Source organism: Prochlorococcus marinus XMU1411, assembly GCF_017696075.1.
GTDB lineage: Bacteria > Cyanobacteriota > Cyanobacteriia > PCC-6307 > Cyanobiaceae > Prochlorococcus_A > Prochlorococcus_A marinus_V.
The window spans coordinates 90,374-113,757 of the sequence record NZ_JAAORI010000003.1; the positions used below are offsets into that span (position 1 = coordinate 90,374).

Sequence of the window (23,384 nt, forward strand, 5' to 3'; positions counted from 1 at the left end):
AAATTTAATAACTATTTTTTTTTTAAGAATTGGGTATATTTCAGTCATATCTCTAAAAAAGATTTTGGATATTAACTCAATCAATCGTGTCGGCACAAATATCAGAAAAGCTGGATTTTTAATTGTATTTTTTTATCTTCTTGTTGTTTTAATAATGAAATTTTTAGAGGCCAATAATTTTTTTGGTTATTCATTTTCAATGTTAAGCAATGATATCTTTGCACCTCCTTCGCTTAATCATTTCTGTGGCACAGACAGATTAGGAAGAGATGTTTGCTTAAGAACTTTGCAAGGATCATCTTTAGCGATAGAAGTTGTTTTCTTAGCTATTCTTTTTTCATTAAGTTTGGGTTTGCCATTAGGATTATTAAGTGGTTATTTTGGTGGTTTTTTTGATAAATCTTTATCACTTATAATGGATACTATTTTTTCAATACCTGTAATTTTGCTTTCAGTTGTTGTTGCTTTTGTATTGGGTAAGGGTATCCTTAACGCATCTTTGGCATTGTGTATTGTTTACTCTCCTCAATATTTTAGATTAATCAGAAATCAGACAATATTGGTTAAATCAGAAACTTATGTGGAGGCAGCTCAAGTTTCAGGAGCTGATGTTAAAACAATTATTTTTAAATATATTCTCCCAAATGTAATAACACCCTTGCCTATTTTGCTTACCCTAAATGCTGCGGATGCTGTCTTGGTATTAGGAAGTTTAGGATTTTTAGGTCTTGGTGTTCCTGCAGATGTCCCAGAGTGGGGAAGTGATTTGAATCTTGCTCTTGCCGCTTTACCTACAGGTATATGGTGGACGGCTTTGTTCCCAGGTTTGGCAATGTTTTTTTTAGTTTTAGGTCTTTCTTTTATAGGAGAGGATCTTGAAGAAATTTTTGATAGTCAAAATTCTGATTAAATTTAGTTATCTGTAATTGGATCAAGTTCTCCTTGATCATTCAACTTTGGATATTCTTTAGCTGATTTTTTATACACCGCAGCTAATTCTGGGTAACACCATTCAAAAAGTGTTTTTTGATATTCATCTATATTTAACCCTTCTCCATTAGCGGGTAATATACCTTTATTTTTTCTTTGGCGAATAGCTTCAAATAATAATATGGAAGCAGCAACAGAAACATTCAGAGATTGAACCATACCTCTCATAGGTATAAAAATTGATTGATCAACCATTGATATAAGTTCATTACTTAGCCCCCATTTTTCTGCGCCTAAAACAAAACATGTGTTTTGAGAATAATCAAAATTTCTATAATCTACTGATTCGCTATTAAGAGTCGTTCCATATAATTTAAAACCCTTATTTTTTAAAGAAGATATTGCCGTGATAGTGTTTTCATGATTATTCAGTTTTACCCATTTTTGACTTCCTTGAGCAGTACTATTAAAAGTCTTAACGGCATTCGTTTTACTAATAAAATTTGCTTCGAAAACTCCTGCGGCATCACATGTCCTTAATATCGCAGATAAATTATGTGGTTTATTTACATCCTCAACTAAAACAGTCAAGTTTTTCATTCTGCAATCTAAAACACTTTTGATTCGTTCAAATCTTCTTGGTAAAATTGACATTTATAATTTTTTCACACTTTTAAATTATATTCAAAAAATATTGATTACCTATTAAATCTCTTGGTTTATAATATTTTGGTAGTTTGAATTAACTCAATGGCATACATAGAATGGGACTATACAGTAATAACAAGTATGGTAGAAAAACAAGGGTGGGATTTACCTGAGCGTGAATCTGAAGAATGGAATAAATTTAACGATGAATTAGGAGAAAAAATGAGAGGTGTTGGACTTATTTTTGAAAAATATTGTAAATTTACCCCTGACGTAGGAGAGGGAGTTCATCTTCTAGATGAATGATAATAAATAGTTTTAAACCATTGATGTATCCCTTAGTCAATGGCTTATTAATCTATAAGATAATATAATTTCACCAAATTAGAACTGGCAATTATAAAGGCTTTATAAAGCTTATACTCTAAAAAAAAATTTTTTATTCCACAAAAAAGTTATTTAATTTCTATATTTGAATAAAAATATGAAAAATAAATTAACCTTTTTATTCGATGGTGGTTGTCCACTTTGTTTGAGAGAAACAAATTTTCTAAAAAAAAGAGATATCTTAAATCAAATTGCATTTATAGATATTAATAGTAAGGATTATGATCAAACTCTTTTTAACGACATCTCATACTCAGAAGCTATGTCAAACCTGCATGGGATTATGGAAAATGGTGAAATTATTAAGGGACTAGATGTACTTGCATATTCTTATGAATTAGTTGGTTTAGGTTGGGTTTATTATCCCTTGAAGATTAATCTCTTTTCTCCATTATTGAGACTGGTTTATAGATATTGGGCAAAATATAGACTTCAAATTACAGGTAGATCAGATATAGAAAAACTTTGTACCTCACAATGTGAACAATAAATATGGAAAGTATCGACATAGACAGAATAATAGAAATGTGTTGGGAAGATAGAACACCCTTTGAAGCTATCGAGTATCAATTTGGTTTAAAAGAGGAAGATGCGATAAAAATTATGCGTCAAAATCTTAAACCCAAATCCTTCAAAGTCTGGAGAAAGAGAGTTTCGGGAAGAAATACAAAACATATGGCGCTTAAAGATTCAACTAGATTTAAATCTACTCATAAAAGAAAATTATAAATTTTGAAAAATCTTACTACTAAAACATGTCCTGTTTGCAATAGGCCGTTCGAGTGGCGTAAAAAATGGAAAAACTGTTGGGATAATGTTATCTACTGTTCAAAAAGATGCAGTAACAGGAAGTCTCAAAGATGAAACAAGTATCAATTATTTTCCCGAATCAACTTTTTAGAGAAAGCCCAATCTTAAAAATAAATTGTGAAGTTTTGATTTTGGAAGACTCATTATTTTTTGGAAATGATAAATTTTATAAATTAATTAACCATAAAAATAAGTTAGTTTTTCATAGAGCATCTATGCTTGCTTATAAAAATTATTTAGAAATATCTGGCTTTAAAGTTTTATATATCGAAAACAAGAATAATTTTTCTACAGTTGATTACTTATCGGAATTTATTAAAAATAAATATCAGAAAATAAATCTCATTGACCCTCATGATTTTTTAATAATGAAGAGGATTAATAATTTTGTTGAAAGTAATAATTTAGCTTTAAATATTTTGCCTTCTCCTATGTTTATGAGCAGTGAAGATTTAAAAGATTTATTTGCAACAAATAAAAAAAAACCTCTTATGGGGAGATTTTATGAGAATCAAAGAAAGAGCCAAAAGATATTAGTTAATCCTGATGATACACCTGAAGGGGGTAAATGGAGTTTCGATGAAATGAATAGAAAAAAATTACCAAAAAAAATAAATATACCCGATACACCTAAATTACAAAAAAATAAATTTGTAGTTAATGCAGAAAGGTCATTAGCCAATGTTGATATTGAGTTTATTGGAGAAAGTAATAACTTTTTATATCCAACTAATTTTGAAGAGGCAGATGAATGGTTAAATGATTTTTTTAAACATAGATTTTTCTTATTTGGAGATTATGAGGATGCTATTTCTAAAGAAAATTCTTTTTTATGGCACAGTTTACTTTCTCCTCTTTTAAATAGCGGCTTATTAACCCCAGATGTAGTAGTGAATAAAGCATTACTTTTCGCAAAAAATAATAATGTTCCTATTAACTCTTTAGAGGGTTTTATTCGTCAAATCATTGGATGGAGAGAATTTATTTGCCTCGTCTATAAAAAGTACGGAACAAAGATGCGAAATAGTAATTTTTGGAATTTTGAAGATAAGCCAATTCCAAAATCTTTTTATCAAGGAAATACAGGAATTGAACCAGTAGACGTTGTTATAAAAAATATTATTAAATTTGGTTATTGTCATCATATTGAGCGGCTAATGATTGTTGGAAACTTTATGCTTCTATGTAGAATTCACCCCAACCAAGTTTATAAATGGTTTATGGAAATGTTTATTGATTCTTATGATTGGGTTATGGTCCCAAATGTTTACGGAATGAGTCAGTTTAGTGATGGAGGTATCTTTTCAACAAAGCCATATATATCAAGCTCTAATTATGTAAAAAAAATGTCTAATTTTAAAAGTGGCCCATGGTGTGAAATATGGGATGGCTTATTTTGGAAATTCATTAATGATAATGAAAGCTTTTTTAGAAAGCAATATCGTCTGGCAATGTTAACGAGAAATCTCGATAAAATGTCAGAGGAAAAATTAAATAATCACCTAAAAACGGCTGATAAATTTTTAAAAGATATTCAATAAATTAAGATTAATAATCTACAGTTGTCTTTGAAAAAATTAAAAAAATATTATGTTATGACGAAATATTAAGTACGGATGATAGTTTAGGAGATATTAGGTTTGTCTAATGGAAATTGGAACACTTTTTTTAAAAAGTAATTCGACAGGTATTATCACTTTTTCTGAATTAGATTGGATAACTACCCATCAATCTAATTTCACAAGGTTGGAGGAATCCATAGCAATCAAATTAGGCAGAATGATTGATGTAGGAGCTATCAATATTGGTTGCCGTTTGAAATCCTGATTAAGTTTTTATTTTAATAATGAAGTATCAAGAAGAAAAAAAAATATTTTTTCGGGAAAGAATCCATTCTTTAAATATCTTTCTTTTTTTAGGATTTAATCTTTCACTTATTTCTATCTTAGGTTTTATTTGGTTGAATACTGCAATTGAAAAAGTAGTTTAAATTTTTGAATTTTTTGTATATTAAAGTTATCTTTAAAAATAAATTATATTTTGAGCATAGGATATTTACAAAGAAAGGCAGCTTGGGAAATTTTATTAAAAGTTAGTTCTGGTGATTTTTCTGATCATGCTCTTGAAAAGGTCTTAAAAAATTATCAATTTAATCCTCTTGATATAGCTTTTATTACGGAATTATCTTTTGGATGCATAAGGTATAGAAAATTTCTTGATCTTTGGACGGATCATACATCAAAAATTACTCATAAAAAGCAGCCTCCAAAGTTAAGATGGCTTCTCCATATAGGTTTATATCAACTATTGAAAATGGATAAAATTCCATTTTCTGCTGCTATTTCTACTACTGTAGAAGTTGCTAAAAAAACAGATTTAAATGGTTTAGCGGGAACTGTAAATGCGATATTGAGAAATGCATCAAGAAAATTAGAACAAAAAATTTTCCCAGAATTATCTTCTGATAGTAAAGAAAGAATCTCATATCTTGAATCATTTCCATTATGGCTTGTGAAGGATCTTTATAAATGGGTCGGCAATAGCGAGGGTGAAAATATCATTAAGGCATTTAATAAAAAACCATCAATTGATTTGAGAATTAACCCATTAAAAACTAACTTAGATAACTTTTTGAAAATACTTCATGAAAATAAAATTGATGCTGAAATTATTAAAGATTTACATAATGGAATTACTTTAAAATCTAATCCAAGATCTATAAAAAATTTACCAGGATATAGTAATGGACTTTGGACAATTCAAGATAGATCTTCTCAGTGGATAGCACCTCTATTAAATCCAAAAGAAGGTGAAAAGATTTTAGATGCTTGTGCAGCTCCAGGAAGTAAGTCTACCCACCTAGCAGAATTAACAAATGATAGTGCTGAAATCATTGCCGTAGATAGATCAGCAAAAAGATTGAAAATACTGCAATCAAATTTAGAAAGGTTAAATTTGAAATCTGTTAATACCCTTAAGGCTGATGCTAAGAGTCTGATTGAATTAAATCCTAATTTTATATCTTATTTTGATAAGATTTTATTAGATGCTCCATGTTCAGGCATTGGAACTCTTTCCAGGAATCCAGATTCTAGATGGTCTTTAAGTAAAGAAAAAATAAAATCTTTAACTTTATTACAGGAAAAACTTTTGGAGAGTATTTTTCCTCTTTTGAAAAAAGATGGCACTTTAGTTTATTCAACTTGTACTATTTGTCCCGATGAAAATAATCTATTAATTGAAAGATTTATTGAAAAAAACAAAACTTTAAAATTAGTTAGCCAAAAGCAAATTTTACCTAGCTTGGATTATCCTGGTGATGGATTTTATTCTGCAATAATTTCTTATAAATCTTAAAAATATAATTTATTTTTTAATTGGAATTTTATAAATTTCAGATATGAACTTCTTCCATAAATAAGCTGCATTTCCACTAGATAATTCAGATTCCTTGTTATCGTCGTAACCTATCCAGATCCCTGTTGTAAGGTTATCAATGGAACCAATAAACCACAGATCTTTATTTCCATCAGATGTTCCTGTTTTCCCATATATTTTCTTTCCTTTTATAGAGGCTGCTTTTGAAGTGCCTTCTTTTACAGATTTTTCAAGAAGTTTATTTATTTTCTTATTTATTGTTAAATCTAATATTTTCTTCGAAATAGATTTTTTTTCCCAAATAGGTTGTTTTTTAAATGATTCTATTTTTTCTATAATTTCAGGGTTTTGAATCTTCCCATTATTGTTTATTGCAGAATATGCATTTGTGATGTTTAAAAGATTATCTCCGTAGGAGCCAATAGCTAATGATGGGAATTCCTCAAACTCTTGCTCGAAACCTAGTCCAAATGAATTCGCTAAATTAATAATATTTTTTAAGCCGATTTGTTTTGTTATTGATATTGGAACGATATTTGATGAACTTTTAAATGATTCAATCAAAGATATTGAACCTCTATAGTCTTCTGAAAAATTTTTTGGGCAATAACTTTCCCAGCATATTGGTAAGTCTTCAAATTTATCGCTTAATTTTATTCCTTCTATTAATGCAGCAGCATAAGGAATTATTTTAAAAGTAGAACCTAAAGGCCTTATTGATGAAATCACCCTATTGTATTCATTAATTGATGGATTTTTGCTGGTTATCATTGTCCTGATTAGTCCCGTGTTTGATTCGATAGATAACAGACCAAATTCAAGTTCTTTAGGCCCTGCATATCTTGATATTTTTTGACCTTTTTCTTGCCAATCTTTGTTGATAGAAGATTTAATTCTTAAAAACTTATAATCATTTTTACTTCCAACTCTTTTATCTGTTTCCTGAAGAATAAAGTTTATTAGTAATTTATCATCTAAAAAATTATCAGATGTTTGATAATTTAATTTTATTTTTTCTTTAATAGCCTTATTCTTATTTGTTAGAGAAATATATCCATCAACATACATTGATTCAAGAACTTTATTTCTATTTTTAATAGCAAGTTCTAAATTTTGATAGGGTGAATAAATTGATGGAGCGGGAGCTAATCCTGCAATTAATGCGATCTCTGATAATGTCAATTCTTCTGTAAATTTTCCAAAATAAACTTGGGCAGCCTCGTCTACCCCGTAGGCTCCTGATCCTAGATAAATATTATTTAAATATAATTTTAAAATTTGATTTTTGTCATATCTAAATTCAAGTATGAGTGATATAAATATTTCTTTGATTTTTCTTTGAAAACTTAAATCATTATTTAGAAAAAGTAATCTAGCAACTTGCTGGGTAATTGTACTTCCTCCCTCTTTAACATAACCACTTCTAATATTTTGAATGAGGGCACGTGAAATACTTTTTAAATCTATTCCATTATGTTTATAAAATCTTTTATCCTCAGAAGATATAAAAGAATGTTTAAGAAAAAATGGAATTTTATGATAGCTATTATCTATTTCAAATTTGCGGCTTAATTTGCTTAGTATCTTATTATCAGAAGATGATATTACATAAGAATATTTGGTTTCCCGAAACTTTTTATTTTTAGACACGTCAAATTTTAACGTACTAAATATTAGACTAAAAAAATAAAAAGATATTCCAGAAAAAATTAATATTGGAATTATTAAAACAAAAGATTTGAATTTAATCTTTTGCACCTTAAGCAACTAAAAAACTATGTCCAATCGCTAAAGCTGTAACTAACATTCCGGTTATAAGGAACGGTTGGGCACTTGCTTGATATTTGACATCAAACTTGAGAGGATCTCTTAGCAACCACATATCTTGAAATGTAATTTGTGGAATTACCAATAAAACCAAAATTACAGAGGCTAAATGTTGACCAATAATAACTAATACTACAACCATTGCTAATTGAAAAATGTCAATCAGTCCTGCACTTATTCTACTTGCATTTTTAATTCCAAATACTACAGGTAGAGAATTTAAGCCTAGCTTTGAGTCTCCTTCAACACTTTTGAAATCATTAATAACAGCAATTCCAAGTCCTGAGAGGCTATAAGCAAGTGTTAGTATCGCCGTCACGATAGTTAATTTCCCAAACAAGGCTTGTCCTGCCCACCAAGGTAAAGCTATATAAGATGCTCCTAATGCATAATTTCCAAGCCAACCATTCTGTTTTAATTTGAGTGGTGGAGCAGAATATATATAACTAACAAAGGAACCTCCTAATGCCAAAAGTAAGACGGAGGGGAAGCTGTGCTTAGCATATAAATCTAATAGAAAAGCAACTATTAAACCCGCTATAAGTAATACCCAGATTTGTATTTTTACATCTTTAATTGAAATTTTTCCAGAAGGAATTGGTCTATTTGGTTCATTAATTGCATCAATTTCTTTATCAAAAAAATCATTTATGGTTTGGGTATAACCAGCCAGAAGTGGTCCACTCATCAACATACATGCTAATGAAGCTAAAACATTACTAAATGTCCATTCAAAATTCCCACTTGCAGCTGCTCCACAAATAACTCCCCATATCAAAGGGATCCACGTTATGGGTTTCATTAACTGTATACGGAGTTTCCATATACTTGATGTTTCAGAGGCGCCCTTAATTCCTAATAGTTGTTTTGGATCATTCACTGTACTCTTTAACCTTTCTCAATTTCGTCTGGGAAAAACCAATTTTGCTCACCATTCTGAAATTTTGCGGTGATCCCAATACTTCTGCCGTCTGTCATTTTATAGCCTGTTATTACGGCTTTAGGATTCGAGGATATTTGATCGATTAATTTAGCTGGTAGTCTATCTTTTACTTTGTTAATGTTAATTTTGATTTTACTACCGATTTTGGGTAATAATTTTGTTTCAGCCATAAGAGGTAAAATGGAAGCTATTATGCAAGATTAACAGCATTTGGACAATTTTTACTAAAATGGTAGCTCTTCGTTTAATTCCTTGTTTAGATGTCGCCCATGGCAGAGTCGTTAAAGGTGTAAATTTTGTTAACTTGAGAGACTCAGGTGATCCTGTTGAATTGGCTTGTAGGTATTCTGATGAGGGCGCAGATGAATTAGTATTCTTAGATATTAGAGCTAGTGTAGAAAATAGAAATACATTAGTTGACCTTGTCTCTAGGACCGCAAAATCAGTAAAAATCCCATTTACAGTAGGGGGAGGAATAGACTCTGTGTCTTCAATTAATGATCTTTTAAGAGCTGGAGCGGACAAAGTGAGTTTGAATTCTTCTGCTGTTAGAAATCCAGATTTAATTTCTAAAAGTTCTAGAGAATTTGGTAATCAATGTATCGTGATAGCAATTGATGCTAAAAGAAAAGTTAATAAGACTGATGAATGGGAGGTATATGTAAAAGGTGGGAGAGAAAATACTGGAATAGATGTATTAAGTTGGGCAAAGAAAGTTGAGGAGTTAGGCGCAGGGGAAATTTTGCTTACTTCAATGGATGGTGATGGCACGCAGAATGGATATGATTTAGATCTGACTGAATCTGTTACCAATATTGTTAATATTCCAGTGATTGCTTCTGGAGGAGCAGGTTGTTTAGAAGATATCTATGATGTTTTCAATGAAGGTAGGGCATCTGCCGCACTTTTAGCATCATTACTTCATGATAAGAAACTTTCTTTAAAAGAAATAAAGACTTTCCTCCTCGAAAAAAAACTTCCAATTAGACCATATGAATAAAAAATTTAATTTAATACCAAAAAGATATAAGTTAAAAATTTAAAAATGAAATTCACAAAAACTACCGAAGTCAAAAATATATTTAATAAAATTTCTTATAAATATGACTTTTTAAATAATCTATTAAGTTTTGGGCTGCACAGATTATGGAAAAGGAAATTAGTTAATTTATTGGAACCTTTAAATGGTGAAGATTGGGCTGATTTATGCTGTGGAACTGGAGATTTAGCATTCTTAATTTCTGAGAGAGTTAGTCCAAGGGGTTCAATTACTGGGATTGACAGTGCAGAGGATATTTTAAATATTGCAAAAAAAAAATCAGAGCTCACAAAAAATAAATTTATTAAGTGGGAAATTAAAGATGTATTAGAAATTAATGATTATTCAAAAAATTTTGATGGGATTTGCATGTCATATGGACTTAGAAACTTGAATAATGTTGAAGAAGGAATAAAAAAAGTTTTTGATCTTTTGAAGGATAAGGGAAGGGCAGGATTTTTGGATTTTAATCACTCAACAAGAAATTCACTATCCAATATTTTTCAGAAAATTTACTTGAAATTAATTGTAGTAAACATTTCGAGGCTTTTTAATTTAGGTCCAGAGTACGCATATATTGAAAAAAGTATTAGTAATTTTCCAAAGAAAAATGAGCTTATAAATATTGCTAAGGAAGTTGGATTTAAAAAAGCTGAATATAGGACTATTTTGGGGGGGCAAATGGGAATACTAATTTTAACTAAATAAAGAATTTAGTTTTTTATTTTTCTCCAACAAAAGGAACACTTTCCCCACCTTTTGATTTCGCCCTCAGGAGTAGGGGAATTACAAAGAGTGCAAATGCACATATTATTTTGATTGATTCTGCTTGGATGCTTTGCCCAAACTATCTTTGCATTAGTAGCTTTGATATTTTTACTTTTAATTTCATAATTTTGTATTATTTTTATTTCATTCAAAGTTATTCCAATTTTCTCGATTCTCTCTTTTAATTTATGCTTGTTATAGATTAAAGCTTGGCGCCACTCTGGATGATTTACTGCAATAGTAAGTATTTTTTTTTCAATATTTAATGGTTTACATTCTTGAAATAGTTCTAAGCCAATTAAGTTCTTCCAGTTTTCGTTGATTTTAGAGAGTTTATCTAAGTCTCCGCAGGATTTTTTGAAATTATCAAGACAATTTTTTAATGGATGTGGATTCCTTCTATTCACTATTGGCAAATACTTTTTGTCCAATTTGTAAAATTTACTTATTAAGACTAAAGTTAATCTAATCTTTAAAAAGATGCTCGTTGTTTTAATAAAGAATTTGTGAAAGTTATTGGACCTGCAGCTAAGACACTTTTTTATTTAAAAAAAATTCAGGGTCAATATCCAACCTGGAATCTTCATTACAAAATAAAATGTAAAAGTACTGAAAATGAGCTAACAAACTTGCTTGAATATTCTGAAACAAAGAAAAACCAGCCAGTAGCGATAATCGCAAGAGAACAGTTCTCAGGGGTTGGCCAAAATTCAAAAACTTGGGTTTCTCCAAAAGGCGGGATTTGGTTAAGTGCAGCTTATCCAATATTTTCAAAAGAATTTGAATATCAAATATTTAATTTGTCTTTAGGTATTAAGTTATGTGAAATGCTTAGACAAAAGAATATAAATGTTTGTTTGAAATGGCCAAATGATATTTTTTTTGGTTCAAAAAAGTTGATTGGATTTTTACCAAGGGTTATCACAAGAGGTAAAAAAATTATCTATGTAAGATTAGGACTTGGCATGAATGTTTTAAATTACACCCCATCAGAAGGTATTTCATTATCAAAAGTTCTTCAAACTAAGAATATTAATCAATATTATTGGACAGCCAAAGTTCTTAAAGCTTTTTATGATTCAATTGAATGTAACAAGAAAAAAGAATATGTGATTAAATCTGCAAATAAGTTTCTTACTAAAAGTTTTTTACCTAGTGGTTATTGTCCAAATATATGGAAAATTAAAGATATTGATTCGAATGGGCATTTAAGAATTGAAAATGAAACTCAATTAAAGATAATTAAAAGATTTTGAATTTAATTAACTTTTAAATCAACTATTCTTCCATCCTTAAATTTGGCTATTTTTTTGGCGCGATTTGCAACTTCATCTTCGTGAGTAACTAAAACTATAGTTATTCCAGACTCATGCAGTTTGTCAAAAAGATCTAATACATCTTTAGTTGTTTTTGAATCTAATGCCCCAGTAGGTTCGTCTGCTAATAATATTGCAGGATTATTAATAATAGCTCTTGCAATAGCAACTCGTTGTTGCTGCCCTCCCGATAATTGGTTTGGGCGATTATTCATTCTTTCTGAAAGGCCAACTTTTTTTAAGGCATACTTACCTCGTTCTAATCTTTGCTCAGGCTCAATACCAGCATAAATCATCGGCAAAATTACGTTTTCAAGTGCCGTTGCATCTGAAAGAAGATGAAATTGTTGAAAAACGAAGCCTAATTTTTGATTACGTATTTCTGCTAGCTCGTCGTCACATAAATTCTCAACAGGGATACCATTTAGTTTATAAACACCTTCAGATGGTCTATCTAGACATCCAATAATATTCATAGCGGTACTTTTGCCTGAGCCACTAGCTCCCATTACAGCTAAATAATCACCCTTATAAATTTCTAAGTTTATGCTGTCTAAGGCTTTAACAGTTAGATCTTCTTTCCCATATGTTTTGGATATATTTTCTAAACTTGCGACTTTTTTAGGCATTTATTGAAAAATTTTTCTAGGAAATATTGTTTGCTGTAGCAATAATATCTTGTAAGAAAGGAGTTTCTGAAACAGCTGTATTAGCTAATTTAAAAAGAGGATTAGATAGGATTCCTCCAAGAGCAGTTACCGCCACGCAAGTATAAAGTGCAATTCTTAAAGGAGGTAATCCTATAATTCCCCAATTAATTTCAGGATATGATTTGACTATTTCAGAAGCTTCCTGTGGTTCTTTAACTACCATCATTTTTATCACTGAAATGTAGTAATAAATAGATATAACTGAAGTTACTAATCCAACGATTACCAGTAAATATTGATGATTTGCCCAACCTGCAAAGAACAAATAGATCTTTCCAAAAAATCCTAACATTGGAGGTAAACCTCCAAGAGATAGAAGACAAAGACTTAATCCTAATGTAATGAGAGGATCTTTTTGGTAAAGTCCAGAGTAATCAAGAATTCTGTCAGAACCAGTTCTTAGTGAGAAAAGTATTACACATGAAAATGCCCCCAAATTCATAAATAAATACGCAGCCAAATATAAAACAGCAGCTGATAAACCATCTTGTGTGCCAGATACTATTCCTATCATTACAAATCCTGCTTGTCCAATAGAACTGTAAGCAAGCATCCTTTTCATTGAGGTTTGAGCTAGAGCTACAACATTTCCTAGAGCCATGCTCAAGATTGCCAAAATAGTGAATAAAAGTTTCCATTCCTCATCAAATGAAGAGAAAGTAGTACTTAATATTCTTATCGCAAATGCAAAACCTGCCGTTTTTGAACCAACAGATAAAAAAGCAACCACAGGCGTAGGTGATCCTTCATACACATCAGGGGTCCATTGATGAAAGGGAACAGCAGCGATTTTAAAAGCAACGGTTGATAAGACAAATACAAGAGATAGAGAAGTGATGAAGGAGGGTTTGTTTATAATCTCTAAACCAATCGTTACTAAATTTGTGGAACCACTTAATCCATAAAGAAAAGAGGAGCCATACAGATAGACTGCAGCAGCAGCTGACCCAACAAGCAAGTATTTTAAAGCTGCTTCTGAACTTCTTGGATCTCTCTTGAGATAACCAGAAAGTAAATAGCTTGCAACAGATAAAGTCTCAAGAGAGATAAATACACTAATAAGGTCAGTAGATCCACACAAAAGCATTGCTCCAAGAGTTGCCGAAAGAACTATCGCTGCGAACTCCCCTATAGGGCTACCACTTTGCTCTGTATAACGCCAGCTGATGAGTAAAGATACTAGAGTTGACAGAGCTATTATTGCTCTAAATGCGATTGCTAAATTATCTGAATTAAAAGAACCAAGAAAAGCGCTATTTACTGGATTCGTCCATTGCAAGGCTAAACTTAAAAGAGAACTTCCAATTGATACGTAGCATATTATTGGTGCCCATTTTGATGCAGTTTTTTCTCCTGCTAAATCTACAAGAAGAGTCCCAACAATGCCTATTAAGATAAAAGCCTCTGGAATAATGGCTTGAGCATTTAAATTAATTGTAAAGATTTCGTTGGGCACTTTATTAAATAGGATTAAATTAGATGATTGATTGTAATGGTCAAAGAGTTAATCTTAACTTGATTATAATTTGTGGGTATGATTTTTGAAATTTTCAAGAGAAATTACTTGAAAAAGTTTCAAATAATCATAATATGCCCTAACTGAACAAAAACACCAATTTTTGAAATAAACCTTGGATCACACACTTGTTATTGTTGAAAGTCCCACCAAAGCAAAAACTATAAGAAAGTTTTTGCCTTCTAATTATGAAGTTCTTGCTTCAATGGGACATGTAAGAGATCTTCCAAAAGGAGCGGCTGAAATACCTGCTGCAGTTAAAAAGGAAAAATGGTCAAGGATAGGAGTAAATACAACGGAAGATTTTGAACCGCTTTACATAGTTCCTAAAGATAAGAAAAAGGTTGTTAAAGAGCTGAAAGATGCTTTGAAAGGCGCTAGCCAACTATTACTGGCAACTGATGAAGATAGAGAAGGAGAGAGTATTAGCTGGCATCTTCTGCAAATACTGAAGCCTAAAATACCGACTAAGAGAATGGTTTTTCATGAAATTACAAAAAAGGCAATTAATAAAGCATTAGATCAAACAAGAGAAATTGATATGGAACTTGTTCAGGCTCAAGAAACTAGAAGAATCTTGGACAGGCTTTTTGGATATGAATTATCTCCTTTACTTTGGAAGAAGGTAGCCCCTAGATTATCTGCTGGTCGGGTTCAATCAGTTTCTGTAAGACTTCTTGTTAGACGAGAGAGAGAAAGAAGATCCTTTAAAAAAGCTAGTTACTGGGGGATTAAAGCATCTTTAGTAAAAGATAATATAACTTTCGAAACTAAATTATTTAGTTTAAAGGGTCAAAGAATTTCTAATGGTTCCGATTTCGATGAACAGACGGGCAAATTAAAACAAGGAAATAAATCTTTAATAATTGGAGAAGATAAAGCAAATGATTTATTAAAGACTTTTTCCTCAGAGGACTGGTTAGTCTCAAAAATCGAAAAAAAACCATCCACTCGTAAGCCAGTTCCTCCATTTACGACAAGTACATTGCAACAAGAAGCAAATAGAAAGCTTCGTTTATCTGCAAGGGAGACCATGAGATGTGCACAAGGGCTTTATGAGAGAGGTTTCATAACATATATGAGGACTGATTCAGTTCATCTTTCCGAACAAGCCACAAGAGCTGCCAGAGAATGTGTTAGTTCTATGTATGGAAAAGAATATTTATCTAATTCACCAAGACAATTTAATTCGAATGCAAGAAATGCACAAGAAGCTCACGAAGCTATAAGGCCGGCAGGTGAGGTATTTAAAACACCAAAAGAAACTAGTCTGACTGGTAGAGACTTATCTCTTTACGATTTAATTTGGAAAAGAACTGTAGCTAGTCAAATGGCGGAAGCTAGGCTAACCATGATTAATGCTGAAATAAGTGTGGGGGATGGATTATTTAAATCGAGCGGGAAAAGTATTGATTTCGCAGGATTCTTCAGAGCTTATGTTGAGGGAAGTGATGACCCAAGTTCATCACTTGAACAACAAGAAATTATTCTCCCAAACCTAATAACTGGAACAAGTCTTAAAGTTGCTAATAAGGAATCTACTTTTCATGAAACCAAACCGCCGGCAAGATATACAGAGGCTGCATTAGTAAAAGTTCTTGAAAAAGAAGGGATTGGAAGACCATCTACCTATGCAAGCATTATTGGGACAATTGTGGATAGAGGTTATGCAAATATATCTTCAAATACTTTGGCTCCGACGTTTACAGCTTTTGCTGTTACCGCTTTATTAGAAGAACATTTTCCTGATCTTGTTGATACTACTTTTACTGCAAAAATGGAGTCTTCATTGGATGAAATATCTTCAGGCAATCTTGAGTGGCTGCCATACCTCGAGACTTTCTATAAAGGTAAAAATGGTCTTGAGGTAAAAGTTCAGAAAACAGAGGGTGATATTGATGGTAAAGCTTATAGACAAGTTGATTTCGAAGACCTTCCTTGCGTAGTCAGAATAGGTTCAAACGGACCTTGGCTAGAGGGTACAAAAATTGATGAATCTGGTAATGAGATTCAGGCTAAAGGTAATCTTCCAATGGATATAACTCCGGGAGATTTGGATATAAAGCAAGTTGATCAAATTTTAAGTGGCCCATCAGATCTTGGAACTGATCCAAAAACTGGGGAAAAAGTCTTTTTAAGATTTGGCCCTTATGGACCTTACGTACAATTGGGAAATAATGATCAAGATAAAGCTAAACCAAGAAGAGCTTCATTACCCAAAGAGTTGAAAACTGATGATCTAACTTTAGATGAGGCTCTTGTACTTTTAAGTTTGCCTAGATTATTAGGGGTTCATCCTGAAGGAGGTGTTATTGAGGCTGATAGAGGAAGATTTGGACCTTATATTAAATGGATTAAAAATGAAAATGAATCTGAAAACAGATCATTAAAGAAAGAGGATGATGTTTTTACAGTTGATATAAAACGAGCACTAGAAATTCTTGCGATGCCAAAAATGGGTAGAGGCGGTCAAGAGGTAATTAAAGACTTTGGGAAACCAAAAGAATTTAAAGAAAAAATCCAAATTTTAAATGGAAGATATGGGGTCTATTTAAAATGTGGCAAAACTAATGTTTCGATTGCTAAAGATACTGACTTAGAAAAATTTACTATAGATGATGCCATATCTCTTTTAGAAGAAAAACTAAAAAATAAAAATGGCTCTATTTTAAAAAAAACAAAAATAAGTAATAAAAAAACTACAAGTAAAAAGAAAAGTTAGAAAAAAATATGATTTTTAAAAAAAAAGAATTTTTTTTATTAATTTTTTTAATTTTCTTGCAATCATGCACTGGAGGAAGGATTGGTAATTTTCTTGAGAGTAGTTTCAATGATTTAGAAAGAACAAGCCAAAATGAAGATCTACAAAATAATAATTTAGAAAATAAAAAAGATATAGATTTAGTAAAAGAAAACAAAGAAATAGATGATAAAAAAAATAAAAAAATTAAAAAAATAGAAAATTCAAAAAATGTTCCAGAAAATAAAAAAGATATAGATTTAGTAAAAGAAAACAAAGAAATAGATGATAAAAAAAATAAAAAAATTAAAAAAGTAGAAAATTCAAAAAATGTTCCAGAAAATAAAAAAGATATAAATTTAGAAAAGATACAAAGACAAAAAAATAAAAAAATTAAGAATCTTTCAGAAAAAAGAAAAATTGAGCTTCCATCTTACAAAATAATATTAATTCTAAAAGATGTAGATCCAAAAGATCCCACCGAAGAGTTAAGCTCCATATTAAGTAAATCTGAGGTAAATTTTGAGATAGAAAAGATTGAACGTATCTTAGATTCAAAAAATAAAAGTATGAATAAAAATTAATTAAAAATATTCAACAAAAAATGAAAATAACAACAAAAACTGAAGCATTAAATATTGTCGAGACATCATATTTAGCATCTCTGTCGTCTTTGTTATGGGTTGCACTATATTATTTGCCCATTGGGGGAGCTTTATTAAGGTTGATTTTGCCTCTCCCAATGATCTTACTGCAATTAAGAAGAGGAACTAAAATTGCATTGGAAGGACTCTTAATACAATTTCTTCTTTTATTCATAATTATGGGTCCTGTTAGAGGAACTTTATTTTTATTTCCTTATGGAATCTTGTCGTTTTGGTTAGGTTGGTGTTGGTTTAAAGAAAAGAGTTGGAAACTTAGTTTAACTGTTGGAATTGTTATTGGAACCCTTGGCTTCTTACTACGAGTAGTAGCATTATCTACTTTGGTTGGAGATAATCTTTGGGTTTTAATTACTAGAGCCAGTTATGGTCTAATAGAAAAGTTCATTGGATTTTTTAATTTACCTCTATCTCCCTCAATTGTGAGTATCCAATTAGGTGCAATTTTATTAATAATTTTTCAAGAAATAGTTTATGTTTTAACTGTACATGTAGTTGCTTATTCTCTGTTTCCTAGATTTAAATTAAATATCCCAGATCCACCAAGATTATTAAATAGCTTAGTTGATTTTAAAAATTGAAAAAAGTAAGAATGTACAGTACAGAATTAGGGATAAATTTTTTTGGTAATGAATCCAATAAAAAAAATCAACTTAATAAGTTAGAAATACTGAAAAAGAATATAAATAATTTCAAAATATTTCTTATAATTGCAGGCACTAATACATCTCAAATTCCTGGAATTTCCGCTGCAGGTATTAATGCAAAATCAAGAAGAAAAACTGCTCTAGCAGATGCCGAATTTTTGCTTAAGGGTGCTTCAAAAGATCATAAATATAAATTGCCTCTCCTCAATGCAGGAGTAACTCCGGCCCTAATAAGTCATGTTTGTTCAAAGCTTATAAATATTTATCCAGTCATTGTTCCATTGGGAATAGGAGTCGAGCCTTATTTTAATCATTTGGTTGTAGAAGATAAAGATTTGGGTCCATCAAATTGTCTAACTTCTGGTAAATCTATGTCCAAAGAAAGAGTTATAAATCTCTATGAGAAAGGTCTCGCGATTGGACAATCTTCAAAACGACCCATCTTAATTTCTGAATCTGTACCAGGGGGCACCACAACTGCTCAGGCAGTAATGGAAGCTTTTGGTTTGCGGGTGTCTAATTTAGTAGGGAGTAGTTTATTTAAAGCTCCAAGAGAACTAAAAAGAAAAGTAGTTCAAAAAGGCCTTTTAAATGCAAGTCTCAAGACTGATTTTGACTCTTTTGATGTTGTCGCGGCAGTAGGTGATCCTTTCCAAGCTTTCTCGATGGGTTTATTAATTGGTGCCAGGTTAGCAAAACAACCTGTCATATTGTCTGGCGGAAGTCAAATGTTAGCGATCATTTGTCTTGTATTAGAATTCTTAGATGTGAAAAATCAAGATGACTTTATTGAAGATGTTTTTATTGTGACAACTGGGTGGCTCGTGAAAGAAAATTCTCTAGATGATTTGTTAAATCTAATTAATGAAAAATTTGATGTCAAATTATTAGGTTTAGCAAGTCCATTAAATTTTAAATCTTCAATATACAAAGAATTGAAGGATTATGAATTAGGTCATGTAAAAGAAGGTGTAGGTGCTGGTGGAATATCATTGCTTGCTTTCTTATATGGATTTAAAAATGAAGAAATAGTTTCATTGTGTCAACAAAATCTGGAAATGATGAAGGGCCTAGGTCAAATTTCTTTAGAGAAGGATTGCTGAATGTTTTCAAAATTTTCAACCAGGAGAGAATTTTTAAATTGTGGTAAGCTTTCCTTTTTATTTCTCTTAAACTCTTGCAGTAATTCTCCTAATAAGGTAAAAATTGCACTTCAAAATTCTTTTTATCCAGAATCTTTTAAAGATACTATTCCAAAAGATTGGAAGCAGGAAAAAATTAATTTTGAAAGTATCCAGTTACAAAAAAATAGAAACACAATTTTCAATTCTGACTTTACTCTAATAAACGATGGATGGATAACTAGTATAGATTTTGCAGAATTTGAAAAAATAAATGAATATTCATTGATAGAAAATTTGGATAAGAGATCGATAGATTTTTTGGGTAGTTTTAATCAAAATCGGAGAAGTAAATTATTCCCTATTGGCGTAGTACCTTATACAATTATCCTTAAAAATAATAAAGAATTAATAAATTCAGCCAGAACTTCTTGGGATTTTCTTCTTTCTAAAAAATTAACTGGGAAAATTATTTTTCCACAAAGTCCCAGAATAATATTGTCAATTGCTCAAAAGATTAATTCATCTAGTTCTTTAAAAAAACTCAAAAGCCAAGCAATGTTATTTGATGATAAAAATACGCTCAATTGGTTGATTAATTCTGATGCTTGTGTCGCAATAGTTCCTTATAGTCTCTGCTCAAAATATTTAAAAATAGATCCAAGGCTTTCTTTAGTTTTCCCAAGCCAAGGCGTACCTTTGATGTGGCATTTTCTACTTAGTCGTTCAAATCTTAATAATCCGATATTAATTAAATGGATTAAATCTTTAGAAAACAAATCAATAATAGATAAATTAGTAAGCCATGGTTGGTATCTACCATTCAATAGTGATTATTTACAAAGTAAATATAAATCTGAGATGTTCCCCATATCAGGACCTTCTGAGAAATGTTGGGAAAATAGCTGGTCTTTTCCTGTCCTAACAAATGAACAAAAAATTAATCTTGAAAATTTCTGGAATGAGTCTTTAACCCCATAATCTTTTTTTCGGAGTTTCAATTAGTAAGTTATGGGTTTGGTTTAATAAATTTGGTATGTCTAATTTACTAGGACATTTAGGGACGCATTCGTTGCATTCTTGACAAAATGAAGAATTTTTTTCTTCCCACCAGTGGCCAGCTTTTCCTATTAAATTGTATCTTTCTTTTGAAAATTCTAATTGGCCATAACCAATAGATATATTCCTTAAACGAAGTATTTCTGGAATAGGTATTTCATTTGGGCATGGTAGACAACATCTGCATTGTTCACATTTGGTTGAGTTTAATCTTTCATTAGCAACTTTCTCAATTTTATTCAGGGCCTTTTTTTCAATTTTTGTAAGCTTCTCGAAGGAGTTTCTAAGTTTATGAGCATATTCAAAATCTTTTTTGCTTGTCGCCCCTAAGGATAAAGTCGTAATGCCTTTTGCTAAGAGAAATCGATACGCTAATTCTAATGGATGAAAAGGCTTTGAGGCCTTTAACAAAATATCACTTGGAGAATATAATCTACCGCCTTTATCAGCAGGCGATATTGCTAATACTCCCATACCTTTTTTTATAGCTTCCTCTGCCAAAGTAATTTTAGATTGATCTAAATAATGTAAATGTAGGCTACAAAAACTAAAAACTTCACAGTTTATTGCTTCTTTAATTAGTGAATAACTTCCGTGTGAACTAAAACCAACTTGATCAACTAGCTCCTTCTCAAGTATCCATGATATGAATTTCTTACCCTCCCCAGCCAGAACCCAATCTAGATGTTGTTTTAAGTTGAGTCCGTGAATTGCAAGATTATTGATTTTCTCGCGATTTAAATTTTTAAGAGACTTTTTAAAATTATTTTTTAAAAAGTCAAAATCACCCTTTGGTAAGACTTTGGAAGTAATCACCCAATTTTTTTCTTTTATATTCTCTTCTATTGCTAGTTTTTTTATTGAATGTCCAATAAGTGATTCAGCATCACCATAAGAAGGTGCTGTTTCTATGTGGTTAATTCCAACATAATATGCATTTTTTATTATGTTATACATTTTTTCGAGACTTTCAGTTGCTCGCATTGTCCCTAAAGTGAATAAGCTCACTTTCGCCCCTCTACCAAATGATCTTTTTTGTGAATTAATAATCATCTAAGATTGATCAATTTCTTTTTATTTAATCTTTAATTTATTTATAGTTGAAAATGATTTAAAGTAAATTAAAGTAAATACAAATTTTTGCAAAAATATTTTTCTTAAATCTATGTTCACAGGAATAATTCAATCAATTGGAAAACTAAAACAAGAAAAAAATATTTTAGAAATTGAAATTCTAGATAATTTATTTGATATGGCAATAGGTGACAGCATAGCTGTTGATGGAATTTGTTTGACAGTTAAAGAGATTTTTCAAAATAAATTTACTGTTGATGTAAGTGAGGAAACATTAAAAAAAACAACTTTAGGAGTCAAGTCGAACCTTAATCAGATTGTTAATTTAGAGCCCGCTCTTAGGGTGTCTGACCGTCTAGGAGGGCATATAGTCAGTGGACATGTTGATGGCCTAGGAACAGTTGAGAATATAGAAAAACTTGAGAAATCCTGGCTTTTATCTATAAAGTGGAAAAATAATAATTTTTCGAAATATGTAGTTAATAAAGGCAGTATTTGTGTAAATGGTATAAGTCTTACAATTGCAAAATATGAGCAGGCAGGAGAAATATTCACTATCGCGATAATTCCTCATACTTGGCATAATACAAATTTAAATAAATTAAATATTGGTGATAGCGTAAATCTTGAGGCAGATGCACTAATTAAATATGTAGAGAAATTACTTTTATTTAATAAAAATAGTAATCAAGATTTATCTTCTAATTATATTTCTTCGGAGTGGCTTAAAGAAAATGGTTGGTAAAATATATTTTTTAATTTAATGGAATCAGATAAATTGTTTTTGACTCTTTTTTAAGATCGATTTTAAATTCCTGACCAGGTTCAAGACCTAATTTTTTTGTGTAAGCATGACCAATTAATAGGTTCCCATTGCCATGAACTTTAGTTTTGAATTCTGTCTGTCTGCCTCTTGAAGCTCTATTACCATTCTTCCCCTGACGACCATTTCCTATTTTGTAACCCTTAGCTTCGATGAGAGCCCTATAAAAACTTTTTCTTAATATTCTTCCGCTGGGACCTACGTACCCACAACCTTTTGCTATCTCATCTTCAGATTTTTTACTTAATAATTTTGCTTTTTCAAGAAGTTCTTTTCCTTCTAGCATTATCTGACAAATTTCTAACTATATATTCTTACTAAAAAGTAGAACTGTGGCAATATAAATTAATAAAAAATATATTTAATTGTTTAAATTTAGTTTTTTATAAAAGATACAAGATAATAAATAAAATAACCCATATTCCATCTACAAAATGCCAGTACAATTCAACAGCTTCCAATGGGAACATATTTTGACTAGTTAATCTTCCGCCATTGATTCTAGATTGCCAAGCAATAATTAAAATCATTAGAGTGCCTAAAGTGACATGTAATCCATGAAAACCAGTAAGAGCATAAAAAGTACTTGCAAATAAATTATCGGTTAATCCAAAAGGTAAATGAAAATATTCAAATAATTGACATATTAAAAATATAATTCCAAGAAAAGCAGTAAAAAATAACCATTTTTGGGAATCAGATTTTTTATCTTTTAATAGTGCTTTGCCTGCTTTATGGAAAGTTGCACTACTAACAAGTAACAAAATTGTATTGAGTGTAGGTATTGGTAGTTCTAATTCATAAATAGCACCATCAGGTAATGGATTTACTGCTTTATAAGTTAAATAAGCAGCAAAGAATCCAGCAAAAGTCATCCCGTCCGCAATTAGGAAAGTTATAAGCCCAAACATTCTGAAGTCTTCATGTGTTTCATTAACTTCAGATTTATTTTTTTGAATTTCTTTTGAGCTATCTAGAGTTGTCAT

Annotated in this window: 27 protein-coding genes; 17 read left to right on the top strand and 10 right to left on the bottom strand. The window is 30.8% G+C overall.

Translation table 11 applies throughout. The features are described from left to right. The first annotated feature begins 154 nt into the window (after positions 1 to 154). Entirely contained in the window at positions 155 to 910 is a 756-nt protein-coding gene (locus HA145_RS02190) for an ABC transporter permease (RefSeq protein ID WP_209128289.1), read from the top strand. A 2-nt stretch (positions 911 to 912) separates the two neighbouring features. Here the strand turns inward: HA145_RS02190 and trmH are convergent, their stop codons facing one another. Further along, positions 913 to 1,584 (bottom strand): tRNA (guanosine(18)-2'-O)-methyltransferase TrmH, encoded by a 672-nt coding sequence (trmH, locus tag HA145_RS02195; protein ID WP_209127654.1) that lies wholly within the window; start codon positions 1,582 to 1,584, stop codon positions 913 to 915. 96 nt (positions 1,585 to 1,680) lie between these two features. Between trmH and HA145_RS02200 the strand changes: the two genes are divergently transcribed. The 7 genes from HA145_RS02200 (at position 1,681) to HA145_RS02230 (ending at position 6,132) form a co-directional block, all read left to right on the top strand. Then, complete coding sequence (locus HA145_RS02200; protein ID WP_209127655.1) at positions 1,681 to 1,884, top strand: hypothetical protein; 204 nt, start codon at positions 1,681 to 1,683, stop codon at positions 1,882 to 1,884. Between the two features lie 178 nt (positions 1,885 to 2,062). Continuing rightward, a complete protein-coding gene (locus tag HA145_RS02205; protein ID WP_209127656.1) occupies positions 2,063 to 2,455 on the top strand; it encodes a thiol-disulfide oxidoreductase DCC family protein in 393 nt (130 codons plus the stop codon). Positions 2,456 to 2,457: 2 nt separating this feature from the next. After that, positions 2,458 to 2,694, top strand: a complete 237-nt coding sequence (locus tag HA145_RS02210) for a TIGR03643 family protein (protein ID WP_002806923.1) — start codon at positions 2,458 to 2,460, stop codon at positions 2,692 to 2,694. A gap of 3 nt (positions 2,695 to 2,697) precedes the next feature. Further along, entirely contained in the window at positions 2,698 to 2,829 is a 132-nt protein-coding gene (locus HA145_RS02215) for a DUF2256 domain-containing protein (protein WP_209127657.1), read from the top strand. After that, the gene (locus HA145_RS02220; protein WP_209127658.1) at positions 2,826 to 4,316 is read left to right on the top strand and encodes a cryptochrome/photolyase family protein; all 1,491 of its coding nucleotides are present in this window, start codon (positions 2,826 to 2,828) and stop codon (positions 4,314 to 4,316) included. Before HA145_RS02215 ends, HA145_RS02220 begins: the two co-directional genes overlap by 4 nt. Before the next feature lie 106 nt (positions 4,317 to 4,422). Beyond that, entirely contained in the window at positions 4,423 to 4,602 is a 180-nt protein-coding gene (locus tag HA145_RS02225) for a hypothetical protein (RefSeq protein ID WP_209127659.1), read from the top strand. Between the two features lie 213 nt (positions 4,603 to 4,815). Further along, entirely contained in the window at positions 4,816 to 6,132 is a 1,317-nt protein-coding gene (locus HA145_RS02230) for a 16S rRNA (cytosine(967)-C(5))-methyltransferase (protein WP_209127660.1), read from the top strand. A 9-nt stretch (positions 6,133 to 6,141) separates the two neighbouring features. Here the strand turns inward: HA145_RS02230 and HA145_RS02235 are convergent, their stop codons facing one another. Genes HA145_RS02235 through petP form a run of 3 tightly spaced genes read right to left on the bottom strand, consistent with a single transcriptional unit; the run spans position 6,142 to position 9,093 of the window. Further along, positions 6,142 to 7,911, bottom strand: coding sequence for a transglycosylase domain-containing protein (locus HA145_RS02235; protein ID WP_209127661.1), 1,770 nt, complete (start codon positions 7,909 to 7,911; stop codon positions 6,142 to 6,144). Position 7,912: 1 nt separating this feature from the next. Beyond that, positions 7,913 to 8,860, bottom strand: coding sequence for a chlorophyll synthase ChlG (gene chlG / locus HA145_RS02240; RefSeq protein WP_011817939.1), 948 nt, complete (start codon positions 8,858 to 8,860; stop codon positions 7,913 to 7,915). An 8-nt stretch (positions 8,861 to 8,868) separates the two neighbouring features. Next, the gene (petP, locus tag HA145_RS02245; RefSeq protein ID WP_209127662.1) at positions 8,869 to 9,093 is read right to left on the bottom strand and encodes a cytochrome b6f subunit PetP; all 225 of its coding nucleotides are present in this window, start codon (positions 9,091 to 9,093) and stop codon (positions 8,869 to 8,871) included. 59 nt (positions 9,094 to 9,152) lie between these two features. Between petP and hisF the strand changes: the two genes are divergently transcribed. After that, positions 9,153 to 9,923 carry an imidazole glycerol phosphate synthase subunit HisF gene (hisF, locus tag HA145_RS02250; RefSeq protein WP_209127663.1) on the top strand — a complete coding sequence of 257 codons (771 nt, stop codon included), beginning with the start codon at positions 9,153 to 9,155 and terminating at the stop codon, positions 9,921 to 9,923. A 45-nt stretch (positions 9,924 to 9,968) separates the two neighbouring features. Next, the gene (gene ubiE, locus HA145_RS02255) at positions 9,969 to 10,670 is read left to right on the top strand and encodes a bifunctional demethylmenaquinone methyltransferase/2-methoxy-6-polyprenyl-1,4-benzoquinol methylase UbiE (protein WP_209127664.1); all 702 of its coding nucleotides are present in this window, start codon (positions 9,969 to 9,971) and stop codon (positions 10,668 to 10,670) included. 5 nt (positions 10,671 to 10,675) lie between these two features. On the opposite strand, the gene HA145_RS02260 is transcribed toward ubiE, so the two are convergent. Next, a complete protein-coding gene (locus HA145_RS02260) occupies positions 10,676 to 11,161 on the bottom strand; it encodes a DUF721 domain-containing protein (protein WP_245151762.1) in 486 nt (161 codons plus the stop codon). A gap of 75 nt (positions 11,162 to 11,236) precedes the next feature. Between HA145_RS02260 and HA145_RS02265 the strand changes: the two genes are divergently transcribed. Beyond that, complete coding sequence (locus HA145_RS02265) at positions 11,237 to 11,986, top strand: biotin--[acetyl-CoA-carboxylase] ligase (RefSeq protein ID WP_209127665.1); 750 nt, start codon at positions 11,237 to 11,239, stop codon at positions 11,984 to 11,986. 2 nt (positions 11,987 to 11,988) lie between these two features. Here HA145_RS02265 and HA145_RS02270 read toward each other — a convergent pair whose 3' ends face one another. Beyond that, positions 11,989 to 12,675, bottom strand: a complete 687-nt coding sequence (locus tag HA145_RS02270; protein WP_209127666.1) for an ABC transporter ATP-binding protein — start codon at positions 12,673 to 12,675, stop codon at positions 11,989 to 11,991. Between the two features lie 16 nt (positions 12,676 to 12,691). Further along, positions 12,692 to 14,212: an NAD(P)H-quinone oxidoreductase subunit N gene (locus tag HA145_RS02275; protein ID WP_209127667.1), complete on the bottom strand. Its 1,521-nt coding sequence runs from the start codon at positions 14,210 to 14,212 to the stop codon at positions 12,692 to 12,694. A 175-nt stretch (positions 14,213 to 14,387) separates the two neighbouring features. Here HA145_RS02275 and topA point away from each other — a divergent pair, with 175 nt between their 5' ends. Genes topA through HA145_RS02300 form a run of 5 tightly spaced genes read left to right on the top strand, consistent with a single transcriptional unit; the run spans position 14,388 to position 20,423 of the window. Continuing rightward, complete coding sequence (topA, locus tag HA145_RS02280) at positions 14,388 to 16,994, top strand: type I DNA topoisomerase (protein ID WP_209127668.1); 2,607 nt, start codon at positions 14,388 to 14,390, stop codon at positions 16,992 to 16,994. Positions 16,995 to 17,002: 8 nt separating this feature from the next. Continuing rightward, a complete protein-coding gene (locus HA145_RS02285) occupies positions 17,003 to 17,596 on the top strand; it encodes a hypothetical protein (protein WP_209127669.1) in 594 nt (197 codons plus the stop codon). 20 nt (positions 17,597 to 17,616) lie between these two features. Then, complete coding sequence (locus HA145_RS02290; RefSeq protein WP_209127670.1) at positions 17,617 to 18,255, top strand: DUF2232 domain-containing protein; 639 nt, start codon at positions 17,617 to 17,619, stop codon at positions 18,253 to 18,255. Positions 18,256 to 18,266: 11 nt separating this feature from the next. Beyond that, a complete protein-coding gene (locus HA145_RS02295; RefSeq protein ID WP_209128291.1) occupies positions 18,267 to 19,424 on the top strand; it encodes a nicotinate-nucleotide--dimethylbenzimidazole phosphoribosyltransferase in 1,158 nt (385 codons plus the stop codon). After that, on the top strand, positions 19,425 to 20,423 hold the full coding sequence (locus HA145_RS02300; RefSeq protein WP_209127671.1) for a hypothetical protein: 999 nt from the start codon (positions 19,425 to 19,427) through the stop codon (positions 20,421 to 20,423). It begins immediately after the preceding gene. Here HA145_RS02300 and HA145_RS02305 read toward each other — a convergent pair. Beyond that, positions 20,412 to 21,554, bottom strand: a complete 1,143-nt coding sequence (locus HA145_RS02305) for an aldo/keto reductase (protein WP_209127672.1) — start codon at positions 21,552 to 21,554, stop codon at positions 20,412 to 20,414. The genes HA145_RS02300 and HA145_RS02305 overlap by 12 nt on opposite strands. Before the next feature lie 112 nt (positions 21,555 to 21,666). Between HA145_RS02305 and HA145_RS02310 the strand changes: the two genes are divergently transcribed. Further along, positions 21,667 to 22,320, top strand: a complete 654-nt coding sequence (locus tag HA145_RS02310) for a riboflavin synthase (RefSeq protein ID WP_209127673.1) — start codon at positions 21,667 to 21,669, stop codon at positions 22,318 to 22,320. A 10-nt stretch (positions 22,321 to 22,330) separates the two neighbouring features. On the opposite strand, the gene HA145_RS02315 is transcribed toward HA145_RS02310, so the two are convergent. Together HA145_RS02315 and HA145_RS02320 are read right to left on the bottom strand one after the other, a co-directional pair. Further along, positions 22,331 to 22,684 carry an AbrB family transcriptional regulator gene (locus tag HA145_RS02315; protein ID WP_025955288.1) on the bottom strand — a complete coding sequence of 118 codons (354 nt, stop codon included), beginning with the start codon at positions 22,682 to 22,684 and terminating at the stop codon, positions 22,331 to 22,333. 97 nt (positions 22,685 to 22,781) lie between these two features. Further along, on the bottom strand, positions 22,782 to 23,384 hold the full coding sequence (locus HA145_RS02320) for a cytochrome c oxidase subunit 3 (protein WP_209127674.1): 603 nt from the start codon (positions 23,382 to 23,384) through the stop codon (positions 22,782 to 22,784).